Here is a 13,790-nt window from a genome sequence, read left to right as displayed (position 1 = left end):
GGCCGCCGCGCCCGCGCCCGACATCGCGGGCGCCCCCGGCGCGGCAGGGCCCGCCCCGGACGCCGCCGCCGCCGGCACGGCGGGCCCAGACGCGGCGAAGGCCGAAGACGCCGAAGGCGCCGCGAAGGACGAGGCACCGGCGGCCGAAGGCGGCGAGGCGGCCGGCCCAGAAGGCGCGGAGGCGGCGGGCGACGGTCCCGGCACCGACGCGGCCGGACCCGAGGGTGCGGAGACCGAGGGCGGCGAGGCAGCCGCGGACGCGCCGGGTCCCGAAGGCGCCGACGCCGCGGGTCCCGAAGGCGCCGAGGCCGAGGAGGAGGGCGCCGACAGCGAGGGCGCCGAGGCCGAGGACGACATCTTCCAGGAGGACCCCGACGAGCTCGCGGAGGACGGCGAGTCCGCCCCCGCCACGGCGTCGACGTCGCAGGAGCCGGAGCAGCCCGCCGAGGCTTCTCCCCCACCTGAGCCGCCGCTGCCGTCCGGCGCGGTGCTGGCCGAGCCGGCCAACATCAAGTCGATCGAGCCCGACGACGGCGGTGCGTCCTCGCAGACCGAGGCGCCCTCGCTCACGTCGGCCTCGCCGACCGCCGCGGCAGCCGGCGCCGGTCCACAGAACGACGCCGCCGCCGAGGCCGAAGCGGTCGCCGCCGCGGCGGAGGCCAAGGCCGAACGTCAACGCGTGCGCGAGGAGCGCAAGCGGCTGCGCAAGTCCCTCAAGGAGGGCCGGCGCGCCGTCGAGGCCGCGCTCAGCGAAGCCACGAACGCCGAGAGCACCAAGCTCAAGGCCGCGGCCGGGCGGACACAGGCCGCGATCACGCAGGCCGTCGCCAAGCAGACGCGCGACGTCACCGCCGCGGGCACGCAGCAGCAGGCCGCGGTCACGGGCGCGTTCTCGCGCGCGAAGGCGCAGGTCACCGCCGCGATCTCCGGCGCCAAGGCGAAGGTCACCGCGGCGGGCTCCCAGGCAACGGGCCAGGTGAACACGTGGCACGGCGGCGCGAAGTCCAAGACGCAGAGCGCCGCGAACGAGGGCGCGTCCGAGGCCACGCAGGCCGGTAGCACCGCCGCGCAGCAGGGAACGGCCGCGGTCAACGCCACCTCGGGCAAGGTGCAGGGCTCGATCTCCTCCACCGCGGGCGCTGTTCAGGGCCAGTCCGGCGGCGGCGGTGGCGTCAACGAGGCGGCGGCCGAAGGCAACGCGAAGGTCGCGTCGCGCGTGTCCGGCGAGACCGCGGGCAAGGTCACTTCCCAGGGCTCGCAGGTCGTCTCCGGCGTCCGCTCCCAGGGCTCGAAGATCGGCTCGACGTTCCAGGCCAAGGGCCGCGAGGCCTCACAGGCGATCAAGCAGACGCTGCCCGGGGCGATGTCGGCGATCAACGCCGTCAAGCAGCAGGCCACCTCAGCGGTCAAGAAGGGCGTGAGCACCGGTCAGTCCTCGCTCTCCCAGGTCCAGTCCCAGTCCCAGAAGTCGCTCGCCACCCAGCAGTCCGGCGCCAAGCAGGGCATCGCGCAGACCGTCGCGTCCACCAAGCAGGGCATCGCGCAGATCGGCAAGGGCGCGACCGCCGCCGCCAAGGCCCAGAACGCCGCCGCGACCAAGGCGCTGAAGGGCAACGCCGCCCAGCTGCGCAAGATGGTCAAGAAGGCGTACATCTTCAAAGAGGACGCCGACACCGTCACCCAGGAGGTCAAGGGCGGGCTCAAGAAGCTCTCCAGCCAGGGCGTCGTGCAGGCGGGCAAGACCGCGAAGGACGCCGCGGGCGCCGCGGCCGGCGCGAGCAAGGGCGCCAAGTCGGGCCTCACGCAGCAGACGAGCGCGGCCTCCTCGTCCGCCACCCAGACGGCGGGCGGCGCGAGCAAGGGCGCGAGCGGCGTCTCCAGCAGCGTCTCCAGCCAGGTCAAGAGCACCGCCACGGGCGCGCAGACGACCGGCAACCACACCGTCACCCAGTACGCGGGCAAGGTCAAGCAGGGCGTCGGCAAGGTCAAGGAGAAGTTCACTTCCGGCCTGAGCACGACCAAGGGCGAGATGGACGCCCACGCGGCCAAGGTCCAGGGCGGCACGCAGAAGGTCCCGGGTGACAACCAGGGCAAGGTGTCCCAGGGCCAGGCCAAGGTCAACGCGGAGGCCCAGAAGGAACCGGAGAAGCCGAGCGGGCTGTGGGGCAAGATCGTCAGCGCCGCCAAGTGGGTGGCGGAGAAGCTCAAGGCCGCGTTCAAGTTCATCGCGCAACTGCTGACCGACCCGGGCTTCTGGGTGAGCCTGATCGTCGCCGTCGCGCTGACCGCGTTCGTGATCGCGACGTTCGGCTCCGGCCTCGCGGTGCTCGTCGTCGCCGGCGCGGTGATCGGCGCCATCAGCGCCGGCGCGGGCCAGATCGTCACCAACCTGTCCCAGGGCAAGGCGTGGAACGAGGGCCTCGGCACCGCGATGCTGGTCGGCGGCGCGTTCGGCATGATCCCGGGCGTCGGCTCCGCGCTCGGCAAGTTCGGCGGCGCCGCCGCGCGCAAGCTCGCCCCCACCCTCGCCGGCAAGTTCGCCCAGAGCGCGAGCCGCCGCGTCGCCTCCAGCGTCTTCGGCCGCACCGCCTCGCGCGCCATCCAGGGCGCGCGCGGCCTCGCCAGCCGGGTCGGCAACGCCGGTCGGCGCCTGCTCAACACCGGCCCCGGACGCGTGCTCACGGCGCCGTTCCGGATCGCCGCCAACGCGGGCACGCGCGCGGGCGACGCCGTCCGCAAGGGCGCCTCGCAGGTCCGCGACTGGGCGCGCGGGATGCCGCGCGTGCGCGACATCCGGGTGAGCCAGAAGACCGTCAAGCCGCTCACACGCGGCGACACGCAGACGATCGACGAGGTCGCCGACGAGTACCGCCGCCGCGGCTACTGGGACGACCCGCTCGACGTCGTCGACTTCCCGGACGGGCTCACGTCCGTCGACCACCGCCGCCTCGTCGCCGCCGACCGCGCCGGGACCAACCGCATCCCGGTGCGCAAGCACAGCCCCACCGACCCGGTGCCGAACCCCGAGCGCTACGTCAACGAGAAGAACATCTACCGGATGCCCGACGGCACGTACGCGACCGGCGACGCCGCCCGCAAGGGCGGAGAGCTCGCGTTCGCCAAGGGCGCGCTGCCGAGCAACTGGGGCGAGGCGATCATGTTCCGCAGCGCCAAGCAGGGCGCCGGCTTCCCGCTCACCGGCAGCACGACGATGCCGACCGTGACCGCGCAGACCAGCGCGCCCACCGGCGTCGCCACGCCGCGCTTCCCGTCCGAGATCCCGGGCTCGATCGGCGTCGGCGAAGGCGCCCGCCGCCGCGACTGACGTGTCACTCATCGCAGCTTTCGTCGCGTACCTGCGCGACCGCACGACCATGGACCAACTCGTCGCCGCGCTCGGCAACCGCCCCGAGGCGCGGCTGCTCGAAGAAGGCGCCTGGGTCGGCCCCACGGTCCCGAAGGACGCGGGTCCCGGCGACCTCTGGCTGGACACGGTCGAGCTGATGCCCATGCGGCTCGTCCCGCGCGAGCACCCGCCGTACACGACGGGCTGGGTCGCTACACGCCCGGTCGAGCGCTGGCAGTTCGCCGCCTTCCTCGAGCTGGCCGACATCCGGCACGGCGAAGGCCTGTTCGACCGCGAGCGCATCCTGGACGGGCCGGAGTCCGGCCCGGTGACCAAGGTCCTGCGCGAGGAGGCCGACCTCTACGCCCACTGGTTCGGGAAGATCCTCGCCGACCGCATCACGTGGCAGCTGGTGGTCGAGGCGCCGGGGGGCGATCCCGCGGACGACTGGGGGCTGGTCGCCGAATGGGACAACGAGGCCTACGAGGGCGCCTACGGCGTCGTCACGCCGGACGCCGTCTACAAGGACGCGGACGAGCTCCCGACGTTCAGCGCGTTCGAAGCGCCCGACGGCGTCTTCTTCCGCACGTTCGTGCACCCCCAGCTCGGTCTGACCGACCAGCTCACCCGGGCGCCGGAGATCCCGGCCGAGCTACGCAACGTCGCCCCGCGCCAGTAGCGCGCTTCACGTTCCCCTTGAGGATCTGCCCCCAGCGCGGGTCGCTCGGGTCCAGGTCGGCCTGCCGAGGACGTTGACCTCGAACGCGGCACAGGTCGTCGGCCTCGGCGTCGACGATCAGGCCCGAGAGCTCGATGCCGGCGTCCTTGACGAGGATGTCGAGCCCGGCACCGCCCGTGACCAGCGCGTGTCGGCCTGCGAGCACGTCCTGAGCCATCCGGTTCTCCTCGTCCGCGAAGGGCTGCGGGAAACCTATGCCACGGCGATCACGCCCGAGCTAGAGGATCCCTTCGCGCGCGGCCGCGCGGATGCTCGGCACCGTCGGCCGGAAGCCGAGCTCGCGGACGAGCGTCGTGTCCATGCGCCCGGACCAGGGGTTGGTCAGCGGCTCCGTCGAGCCCTCGATCGGGCTGCCGGCCAGCTCGGCCATCTCGAAGACGCTGACCGGCGCGTCGTCGGCGAGGTTGACGATCCGGCCGTCCATCGCGCCGGACAGGGCGATGCCGACCGCGATCATGACGTCGCGATGGTGCGCGACGGAGTACGTGTGCGCGGGGTGCAGCCCGAAGCGAATGGCCAGCGCCGGCATCGCCTCGAGATGCCCGTCGCCGTCGCCGTAGACGAACGGAAGGCGCAGGATCGCCCACGTCAGGCGGCTCTCGCGCAGCAGTTGCTCCGCGGCCACCTTGCTCGCCGGGTAGGCGGCGGTGGGCGTGCATTCGTCGCTTTCCCGGCTTGGGCGCGGGGTGCCGGCGTCGTAGACGTTGCTCGTGCTGGCCATGACGAAGCGCGCTGCCGGAGCGTTGGCCTCGGCGGCCGCGATCAGGTTGCGGGTGCCGTCGAGGTTCGCGCGCCAGATGGCGTCTTCGTCATCGGTGCGGAAGCGGGCCGCCAGGTGGACGATGGCGTCCACGCCCGTGACCGCCGGCGCGAGTGCGTCGGGGTCGCTCAGGTCGCCGCGGACGGCGGTCGCGCCCGGCGGCACGGCGGCTTCGCCGCGGACGAGCGCGCGGCAGTCGTGGCCGGCATCGAGCAGGCGCGGCAGCAGGCGCGAGCCCACCAAGCCCGTCGCTCCGGTCAAGAGGATCGAGGTCATTCTGTCCCTTTCGCTGATCGTCAGTAGTGCTGACGATCAGCGTAGCAATAATGTCATCGCCTTGAACTTGCCTCCCCAACTCAGCGTCCGGCTCGGCTACCTGCTCAAGCGCGCGCAGCTCGCGCTGGGCGAACTGCACGAGGAGCTGCTCGAACCGTCCGGGATCAGTGCGCGCGAGCTCGCGCTCCTGCTGCTCCTCGACGGTCACGAGCCGGAGTCCCAGCAGCAGACGGCGCGGCGGGCCGGGATCGACCGCACGACGATGGTCGCCCTGGTCGATGGGCTCGAGGGCAAAGGACTCGTGGCGCGCCGGCCGGACGCCGCCGATCGGCGCCGCAACGTCATCGAGCTCACGGACAGCGGCCGTTCGACGCTCCAGGAGGCGACGCGGGCGAGCGACGAGGCCGAGCGGCGGTTGCTCGCCGCGCTCGACGCGGACGAGGCCGCCCAGCTGCGCGCGATGCTGCAGCGCATCGCCGCGTAGACTCGGGCCCGTGGTCGGGATCGTCGTCGTGTCGCACAGCGCTGACATTGCCGCGGGCGTGGTCGCGCTCGCCGGGCAGATGGCCGGGCCGGACGTCCCGCTCGAGGGCGCCGGCGGCACGGCCGACGGCGGGCTCGGCACCGACGCGGACCGGATCGAGGCCGCGCTCGACGCGGCCGAGCGGGGGGACGGCGTGATCGTCCTGGGGGACCTGGGCAGCGCGATCCTCACGGCCCGCACCGTGCTGGAGGACCGCGAGGGCGTGCGGCTGGTGGACGCGCCGCTGGTCGAGGGCGCGGTCGCCGCGGCCGTGAGCGCCTCGGCCGGTTTGCCCCTCGACGCGGTCGCCCGCGCGGCGGAGGAGGCGCGTGTCGTCCCCAAGTTCTGAGGCGACGGTGGTGCTCCCGGAGCACGTGGACCTGCACGCACGACCGGCCGCGCAGTTCGTGCGCGCCGCGATGGGGTTCAGCTCGCGCGTCGCGGTCGCGGCGGGTGAGCGCGAGGTGGACGCCAAGAGCCTGCTGTCAGTGCTTTCGCTCGGCGCGAAGGGCGGGACGTCCCTACGGCTGCGGGCCGAGGGGGACGACGCCGAGCGGGCCGTCGCCGAGCTCGCCGCCTGCGTGGCCGGCCTCACCGAGTAGCCGCTCCACCTCCGGCGTCCTTGGCCGCGAGTGCCGTGCGCGCGAGCTGCGCGGCCCCCTCGAGCGCGCGGACGGCCGCGTGGGTGGCCGCGACGCGCGCCGCGCCCACGCTCAGCTCGCCGACGCCGAGGCCGACGAGCAGCGGGATCATGCGCGGGTCGGACGCCGCCTCGCCGCAGACCTCGAGCACCCGGCCGTGGGCCTGGGCGGCGTGGGCGACCGCGGCGATCCGGGCGAGGACCCGCGGGTCATGGGTGGCGACGGTGCCGGGCGCGAAGCGGTCGGTCCCGAGCACGTCCGCGGTGAGGTCGTTGGTGCCGATCGACAAGAAGTCCGACACCGCGGCGATCTCGTCCGCGCGTGCGGCCGCGGCCGCCGTCTCGATCATCGCGCCGAGCGGCGCCTGGGTGTGGGCGCGGACGGCCTCGACGTCGGCGGCGTCGCGGACGAGCGGGAGCAGGACGCGGACGCCGTCCGCGGTGCCGATCGCCTGCAGCTGGGCGGCGAGCGCGCCGGGGTGATCCAGCAGCAGCGCGATGCCCCTTGCGGTGGTGTCGCGCAGGAACGGCGGGGTCTTGTCGCCGCCGAAGTCGAGCACGCGCACGGTCGCGGTGCGGCCCGCGAGCAGGGCGAGCACCGGTTCGAGCATCCGCCGGTGCGCGGCCTCGTCCGGCCAGGCCGCCGCGTCGAGGAACGCGAGCTCGGTCCGCAGCAGGCCCACGCCCTCCGCCCCGGCGGCAAGCGCGACCCGCACCTCGGCCGGGCCGGCGGCATTGGCGAGGATGCGCACGCGAAGGCCGTCGCGGGTGACGGCGGGACCGGACGCGACCGCGGCGGCGCGACGCCGGGCGGGCGGCGGGTCGCGCGGGTCGACGACGGCGTCGCCGCGGTCACCGTCGACTGCGAGTGGTGTGCCGTCGGCGAGCTCGAGCAGCGGTGCGCCCACGCCCACCACCATCGGCAGCCCGAGCCCGCGCGCGATCACCGCCGCATGCGCCGACGGACCCCCGGCGGCGAGCGCGATGCCCGCGACGCGCTCGTCGAGCTCGGCGACGTCGGCCGGGCCGAGGTCCTGTGCGACGAGGACGAACGGGCCGGGGCCCGAGGGCGCGACGCGTTCGGACGCGGCTCGCCGGCCGAGCGAGCGGACGTCGTCGGCGCGCAGCGCGAGCATCGGATCGTCGATCGCGGCCAGCGTGTCCGCCAGCTGGTCGGTGGCCTCGATGATCGCCTGAGGGGCGGGTGAGCCGCGCGCGATCGAGGCTTCGACGGCCGCGTCCAGCGCCGGATCGGCCGCCATCAGCACACCGGTCTCGACGATGTCCGCCTGCTCGGCCGCACCGTCCGCGCGCAGCCGGTCGGCCAGCGCGGTGAGCTCGTCGCCCGCCCGCTTGAGCGCCGCGCGGGCGCGCGCGAGCTCCGCCGCAGCGTCGCCCGAGTGCGCGGCGTGCTCGACTGTCCCGACGCGCCACGCCGCGCCGGCCGCCACGCCCGGGGAGGCCGCGAGCCCGCGCAGCCGCCGCTCGGCCCCGGCGGGCTCCCTGCCCGCGCGGTCGCCGCCGCCCGCCGCGCGATCGGTCACTTGACCACCGCCGAGGGGGTCAACTGACCGACGACTCCGGCACGCATCACTCCTCCAGCGCGCGGCCCAGCGCGGCGATGATCAGCACCGTCGACGCGGCGCCCGGGTCCTCGTGGCCGATCGAGCGTTCGCCCAGGTACGACGCGCGGCCCTTGCGCGCCTGCAGCGGCACGGTCGAACGGGCGCCCTCCTCGGCCGCCGACGTTGCCGCCGCGACCGCGTCGGCGAGCGGCTGTCCAGCGTCCACGGCCGCGCGCAGGGCCTGGGTCGCCGGCGTGAGCGCGTCGACCATCGTCTTGTCGCCCGGCTCCGCCGAGCCGAGCTCCACGACTCCCGCGAGCGCCGCCTCCAGCGCATCGGCGAGCGCCGGACCGTCCAGCGACTCCGCGTCGGCCACCGCCCGGCCGGCGCGGCGCAGGGCCATGCCCCACAGCGGGCCGCTCGCGCCGCCGACCTTCGACACGAGCGTCTTGCCGGCGAGGATCAGCCGGCGGCCAGGGGCGGGCTCCTCGCTGCCGGCCAGCGCTTCGACGACCGCCCGGAAGCCGCGGGTGAGGTTGGTGCCGTGGTCGCCGTCGCCGATCGCGGAGTCCAGCTGCGTCAGGCGTTCGGCGTCGGCGGCGATGGCGGCGGAGGCTGCCTCCATCCACGCGTTGACGGAGACGGCGCTCAAGCTCAGGTCCCCCAGCGCAGCGCGGCGGTATGGACCGGCGCGTCCCAGAGGGCGGCGAGCTCGTCGTCGAGCTCGAGCACCGTGAGCGACGCGCCCGCCATCTCCAGCGACGTGATGAACGGACCGACCAGCCGCCGGGCCGGCCGCAGCCCGCGCTCGGTCAGCTCGCGTTCGATCTCCCCGTGCAGCAGGTAGAGCTCGAGCAGCGGCGTGCCGCCCATCCCGTTCGTGAACACGAGCACCTCGGCGCCGTCCGCCGGCGCGAGGTCGGAGATCACGGCCTCGACCAGCTCCGCGGCGATCTCGCGGGCCGTGCCGAGCGGCTCGCGCCGGCGGCCGGGCTCGCCGTGGATGCCGATGCCGACCTCCATCTCCCCCTCGGGCAGATCGAAGATCGGCTTGCCGGCCGCGGGCGGGATGCAGGAGGACAGCGCGATCCCGAACGACCGCGCGCGCTCGTTCACGCGCCGGGCGATTCCGGCCACCGCCACGACGTCGTCCCCGCGCTCGGCCGCAGCGCCCGCGAGCTTCTCGGCCAGCACCGTCGCGCCGACGCCGCGCCGGCCCGCCGTGTACAGCGAGTCCTGCACGGCGACGTCGTCGTCGATCAGCACCGACTCGACCTCGATCCCCTCATCCGCGGCGTCCTCGGCCGCGAGCTTGAAGTTCATGACGTCGCCCGTGTAGTTCTTGACTATGTGCACGACGCCGGCGCCTCCGTCCACGGCGGTCGTCGCGGCGAGCATCTGGTCGGGCACCGGCGACGTGAACACCGCGCCCGGGCACGCCGCGTCGAGCATTCCGAGGCCGACGAAGCCGCCGTGCATCGGCTCGTGCCCCGCCCCGCCGCCCGAGACGAGCGCGACCTTGCCCTGCCTGGGCGCATCGGCGCGGACGACGATCTGCTGCTCGAGGTCGACCTTGAGGATGTCGCCGTGCGCGACCGCGAGCCCGGCCAGCGACTCCCGGACCACGTCCTCCGGGTCATTGAGCAGCTTGCGCATGGATGCCATGTGACTCCTCTCGATGGGCCGACCCGCTCCGAAGACTGCCAGACGCGCGCGAGATACGAGTACGCATTGTGTCGACCCGGGGTGCTCGCGCGGCTCGTGCACGCCACACTGTCGCGACGCTCGACGCCCTGACCTCGACCCGCCTGCCCAATGATCAAGTCCGCACTGACCATCCTCGCCGTCGCCGGGACCGGCGTCTTCGCTCAGAGCGGCGCGCCGACCGACCCGGTGGCGACGGTCGACGGCCAGGCCATCGAGCGGCAGGAGTTCGACCGGTGGATGACGATCGCCGCCCGGTCGACCGGGAACCCGACCGCGGTGCCCGACGTGGCGAACGGCTACCGCGACTGCATCGCCACCAAGCGCAAGGCGACGTCGCGCAAGGTCGCGGACACGCGCCTGCGGCGGGAGTGCGAGGAGGAGTATGCGCAGCTGCGCGACCAGGTCATGCAGCTGCTGATCAGCTTCAGGTGGATCAGCGGCGAGGCCGCCGCCCGGAACATCGTCGTCACCGACGCTGAAGTCGCCCGGGACTTCGAGGAACAGAAGCGGCAGAGCTTCCCCACGGAGGCCGACTTTCAGAAGTTCATCAAGACGTCCGGTCAGCGGCTCGAGGACATCCTTCAGCGCGTCAAGCTCGACCTGCTCTCGAACAAGCTCCGCGACCACGCGACCGCGGGGCAGGCGCAGGTCTCACAGGCGGAGATCAAGCTGTACTACACCGAGAACCGATCGCAGTTCGCGGTGCCCGAGCTGCGCGACCTGCGGATCGTGCTGACCAAGCGCAGGGACGAGGCCGCGCGGGCCCGTGCCGCGCTCGAGGGCGGCGCCTCCTGGAAGGCCGTGACGAGGCGCTACTCGATCGACGGCGAAACCCGGCGTAAGGCCGGCAGGCTCCCCGCGCAGGCCGAAGACACGCTGGACCGCACGCTCGACAAGGCCGTCTTCCGCGCCGCCAAGGGCCAGCTGGTCGGCCCGGTCCGCACGCAGTACGGCTACTACGTCTTCACCGTCACCAGGGTCGAGCCGGCCCGCCGGCAGCGCTTCGCGGAAGTCAAGGAAACGATCGAGCAGATGCTCACCGCCCAGGCCCAGATGGACGCGCTCGACGCCTTCGTGCACGACTTCACGGCGCGTTGGAAGGCGAAGACCGAGTGCGCGGAGGGCTTCACGACGAGCGACTGCCGCAACGGCCCGGCCGCCGCGCCGACGCCGACCCCGCCGCGCGCTACAGGGCGGTTCTGACCGCGGCCTCGAACGCGTCCACGCCGAACGAGCCCTCCAGCCGCGCGGTGACCTTGCCCTGCTTGTCGATCACGAACAACCAGGGCTCCGTCGGCAGGTTGAACGCCTGCAGCGGCGGGCGCAGGCCCTTCTGCTGATTGTTGTCGACGAAGACCTCCTGGTGGATGAACTCCACCTGCTTGCCGTACTTGGCGCGCATCTGCAGGGCGATGTCGGCCACCGGCCCGCACACGCGGGACTGGCACAGCTGCGGCGTCGCGAACAGCAGCGCGACGGGCTTCTTGCCCACGACGGTCGCGAAGTCGGTGTGCATGTCGCTCACCGGGTCGCGCGTGTCCAGCAGGGTCTCGTCGCCCTTGACCGTCTCCAGCGTGTCGGTGGCGACCCTTGGCGCCTTCTCCCCCACGTCCGGGACCTTGTCCTGGGCCTTGGTGACGACCTTCACCTGGGTCGGCGCGCCGACGAGCTGGCCGTCACGACGGGTGGCAACCAGCACCGCCCACTGGCCGGCCTTGTCGAACTCCACCTGCGCGGCGTAGACCGCGGCGAACGGGTCCGTGTCCGTCGCCGCCTGCTTGCTCTTGTAGCGGTCCTGCGTGAGCAGGATGTCCGCCGGCGCGGCGAACGGACCCTGCGCGGGCTGTTCCGGCGTCGGCGCGACGTAGATCGCCGTCGGCCCGTAGATCGGCTTGCCGTCCTGGCCGATGACGCCGAACGTGAAGCGGTTCTCGCCCGTCGTGAGCACCGACGTCGCGAGCGCGGCCTGCGGGCCGGAGCGCACCAGGTCGGCGATCTGCTGCAGCGTCTTGCCCTCCACGGGCGGGAACGACGTCGCGTCCGGCTTGCGCGCCTCCTTGACCGCCTCGCGCAGGCCCGGCGTGTCCTCCGGCACCTGCTCGATCGGGTCGGACGGGGCCTCGCTCTCCCCACCGCCGCCTCCGCAGGCGGCCAGAGTCAGACAGGCGAGCGCGGCGAGCAGCGCGAGGACCGGACGATGCATCCATCCCAGGCTAGCGGCCAACGACGCTTGTAGTCGATAAATCCGCGCTAGCTGGCCGCAGCCGCTGCGTTCGCAGCCTCCTGCTTCTTTTGCCACAGGGCAATCGACAGCTTATCCGCGCGATCCGCTTGAGTTCCGGCACGCCGCGCCATGAGCAGGGCGAGCGTGATCGCCGCCCCGAACCCGAGTGCGGGACCGACGGCGCGACGGATGTCCTCGGAGGGATCGACCAGCAGGAGCCCCAGTGCACCCGCGATCACGACGACGAGCACGAACAGTGGTCCCAAGCGCGGGATGAGCCGGGTTGCGAGCGCGAGCACGACGAGCATCGCGCCCGCGGCCGCAAGGACGCGCCGATCATCGATCCTCAGGTCGACGAGCACGGCCACCGCTGCCGCGACGAGCGCCACGGCGAGGCCGTACCACGCAATCCGACGACGGTGAGGATTGCCCCACGCCGGTTCAGGAAAGGAACCTCCCGCAGCCGGCGTCCCGGTCTCGCGCATGAGGATCAGGTCCCATTCGTGTTCGGCGACGTCACGCAGCGACTGCAGGTCGCGATCACCCTCGCTCAGCCACTCCTCGGGCAGCGCGCCGCCCGATTGATCGATCGCCAGGTTGAGTTCCGCGTACGCCCTCCGTCGCAGCCGCCGGAGGCTGGATCGCTGCGGATCGGCGGGCGAGTTGCCATGGGCGCGGGCATGGACCAGGGCGTAGAAGCAGCCCGCGTTGTAGTGGGCGTTCCAGCCAGCGCTTGCGCGCAGCAGCCCGAGGTGCAGCCAGCGCACGCTCGCCCTCCTCCAGCGCATCTCCAGGTCCGCCGGTTTGGACGTGTCGAAGCGCCGTGCTCGGGCTCGCAGTGTGTGGCGCGCAATCGCGATCGACCGGCGCAGCCTGCGGCGGCGTACGCCGGTCGGTTCGTAACGATGACGGAGGCGACCCTGGGCGAACAGGATGTGGAACCGCCCGGTGAGCTGCCACGCGGCGGTGACCTCGTTGGCGGCCAACGTGTGTAACGCGTCCGTGACCTTCGTGGGCGCCATCGGCTGTTCCGTGCCGGTCTCGAGGCCGACGGTCTTGCACACCTTCGTGAGCGTCGCGTTGTCTCGCGAGAGCTCCTGGCACACGGTGGCAAGACTTGAGGCGCTGATGCCGGCGCGGTAGCGAGCCGAGATCACGTCGGAACCGGCGACGCCGATGTCGAGGTACAAGCGCACTGCCTTCGCCTGCGCGGTCGCGGCTTGCGGTGGAGCGGCAGTCTTCGCGAGCTCTCCTGCGCATATTTCTTCCAGGTTCGCGAGCGCCAGCCGCGGCAACAGGTTCTCGAACTGCTCCTCCGACGCCGCCTCGAAGGCCGCGCGTGCGTTGGCCCCTTGCTGGCCGAGCCCATCGACATAGCAACGGAACGCGGGTGGCTTCGACCAGCGTGCCCATTGCGGGAAGACGTGCACGGCGCTCTTCGTCAACTCCAGGAAGATCTCCGCGGCCGCGGCCTTGATGACCTCGTCCTCGCCGGAGCCAGAGACGGTTCTCATGACGGACCGGCCCCTACTCGTCGGCTGCATCCAGTACCGCAGGTGCCATTGCACATTGCCTTTGATGAGCGTGCCGCTCAGTTTGTACGCCGTCGAGCGCGGCGGGTGCGGCAGGAGCTTGAGCAGGTTCGCGATCCAGTCCGCGTTGGGGCGGCCGCTGCCCTCGACCGCGGCGATCAGGTCGGTCTGCGGCGAGCCGGCGGGTACGTCGGACGGCGGCAGCAACCCGCCCTTGGCGAGCCGCTCGCGCAAGAGGGTCGTGAGGGCCTTGACGTCGGGCTTGGAGTCGTTTTTCCCGCCGAACTCAAGCTCGGCGACCTCGACGGGCCCGAGCCGAGTGATCGCACGCAGCGTCGACCAGATCCAGTAGATCGCCCACGCGATGGCGACCAGCAGCACGAACTCGATCGCGCCGAGGTCTCTGAACCACGCCTCGATCGCGGCGACGACATCGCGGGCGGCGCCTGCGAGCGACGACCAGACGTTCTCGTCCACG

General features: G+C 73.0%; 13 protein-coding genes. 6 read left to right on the top strand and 7 right to left on the bottom strand.

All coding sequences use genetic code 11. The annotated features are described in order from the left end of the window. On the top strand, positions 1 to 3,325 hold a 3,325-nt coding region (locus OJ962_RS07395; RefSeq protein WP_270006269.1), incomplete at its 5' end, for a hypothetical protein. A 49-nt stretch (positions 3,326 to 3,374) separates the two neighbouring features. Then, complete coding sequence (locus OJ962_RS07390; protein WP_270006268.1) at positions 3,375 to 4,025, top strand: hypothetical protein; 651 nt, start codon at positions 3,375 to 3,377, stop codon at positions 4,023 to 4,025. Here the strand turns inward: OJ962_RS07390 and OJ962_RS07385 are convergent. Together OJ962_RS07385 and OJ962_RS07380 are read right to left on the bottom strand one after the other, a co-directional pair. Further along, the gene (locus tag OJ962_RS07385; RefSeq protein ID WP_202957030.1) at positions 3,970 to 4,242 is read right to left on the bottom strand and encodes a hypothetical protein; all 273 of its coding nucleotides are present in this window, start codon (positions 4,240 to 4,242) and stop codon (positions 3,970 to 3,972) included. The genes OJ962_RS07390 and OJ962_RS07385 overlap by 56 nt on opposite strands. Before the next feature lie 60 nt (positions 4,243 to 4,302). Beyond that, entirely contained in the window at positions 4,303 to 5,121 is an 819-nt protein-coding gene (locus OJ962_RS07380; RefSeq protein WP_202957031.1) for an NAD-dependent epimerase/dehydratase family protein, read from the bottom strand. A gap of 61 nt (positions 5,122 to 5,182) precedes the next feature. On the opposite strand from OJ962_RS07380, the gene OJ962_RS07375 reads away from it, so the two are divergent. From OJ962_RS07375 to OJ962_RS07365, 3 genes are read left to right on the top strand one after another with little or no spacing between them, the layout of a single operon-like run. Then, entirely contained in the window at positions 5,183 to 5,605 is a 423-nt protein-coding gene (locus tag OJ962_RS07375; protein ID WP_238932262.1) for a MarR family winged helix-turn-helix transcriptional regulator, read from the top strand. Between the two features lie 10 nt (positions 5,606 to 5,615). After that, positions 5,616 to 5,993: a dihydroxyacetone kinase phosphoryl donor subunit DhaM gene (gene dhaM / locus OJ962_RS07370; protein ID WP_202957032.1), complete on the top strand. Its 378-nt coding sequence runs from the start codon at positions 5,616 to 5,618 to the stop codon at positions 5,991 to 5,993. 10 nt (positions 5,994 to 6,003) lie between these two features. After that, a complete protein-coding gene (locus tag OJ962_RS07365; protein WP_202957033.1) occupies positions 6,004 to 6,246 on the top strand; it encodes an HPr family phosphocarrier protein in 243 nt (80 codons plus the stop codon). Here the strand turns inward: OJ962_RS07365 and OJ962_RS07360 are convergent. From OJ962_RS07360 to dhaK, 3 genes are read right to left on the bottom strand one after another with little or no spacing between them, the layout of a single operon-like run. Continuing rightward, the gene (locus OJ962_RS07360; protein ID WP_202957034.1) at positions 6,236 to 7,828 is read right to left on the bottom strand and encodes a putative PEP-binding protein; all 1,593 of its coding nucleotides are present in this window, start codon (positions 7,826 to 7,828) and stop codon (positions 6,236 to 6,238) included. The two genes, OJ962_RS07365 and OJ962_RS07360, sit on opposite strands and share 11 nt — an antisense overlap. 46 nt (positions 7,829 to 7,874) lie before the next feature. After that, complete coding sequence (dhaL, locus tag OJ962_RS07355; protein ID WP_238932263.1) at positions 7,875 to 8,501, bottom strand: dihydroxyacetone kinase subunit DhaL; 627 nt, start codon at positions 8,499 to 8,501, stop codon at positions 7,875 to 7,877. 2 nt (positions 8,502 to 8,503) lie between these two features. Further along, complete coding sequence (dhaK, locus tag OJ962_RS07350) at positions 8,504 to 9,505, bottom strand: dihydroxyacetone kinase subunit DhaK (protein ID WP_202957656.1); 1,002 nt, start codon at positions 9,503 to 9,505, stop codon at positions 8,504 to 8,506. 159 nt (positions 9,506 to 9,664) lie between these two features. On the opposite strand from dhaK, the gene OJ962_RS07345 reads away from it, so the two are divergent. Continuing rightward, a complete protein-coding gene (locus OJ962_RS07345; RefSeq protein ID WP_202957035.1) occupies positions 9,665 to 10,759 on the top strand; it encodes a peptidyl-prolyl cis-trans isomerase in 1,095 nt (364 codons plus the stop codon). On the opposite strand, the gene OJ962_RS07340 is transcribed toward OJ962_RS07345, so the two are convergent. Then, positions 10,743 to 11,759 (bottom strand): hypothetical protein, encoded by a 1,017-nt coding sequence (locus tag OJ962_RS07340; protein WP_202957036.1) that lies wholly within the window; start codon positions 11,757 to 11,759, stop codon positions 10,743 to 10,745. The genes OJ962_RS07345 and OJ962_RS07340 overlap by 17 nt on opposite strands. 47 nt (positions 11,760 to 11,806) lie before the next feature. Continuing rightward, positions 11,807 to 13,789 carry a hypothetical protein gene (locus tag OJ962_RS07335; protein WP_202957037.1) on the bottom strand — a complete coding sequence of 661 codons (1,983 nt, stop codon included), beginning with the start codon at positions 13,787 to 13,789 and terminating at the stop codon, positions 11,807 to 11,809. Between the last annotated feature and the right edge of the window lies 1 nt (position 13,790).

Origin of the sequence: Solirubrobacter deserti, assembly GCF_027587175.1 — a bacterium.
Classification (GTDB): domain Bacteria; phylum Actinomycetota; class Thermoleophilia; order Solirubrobacterales; family Solirubrobacteraceae; genus Solirubrobacter; species Solirubrobacter deserti.
Note: the sequence above shows the minus strand (reverse complement) of the source record. Positions and strands in the feature narration are given on the sequence as shown.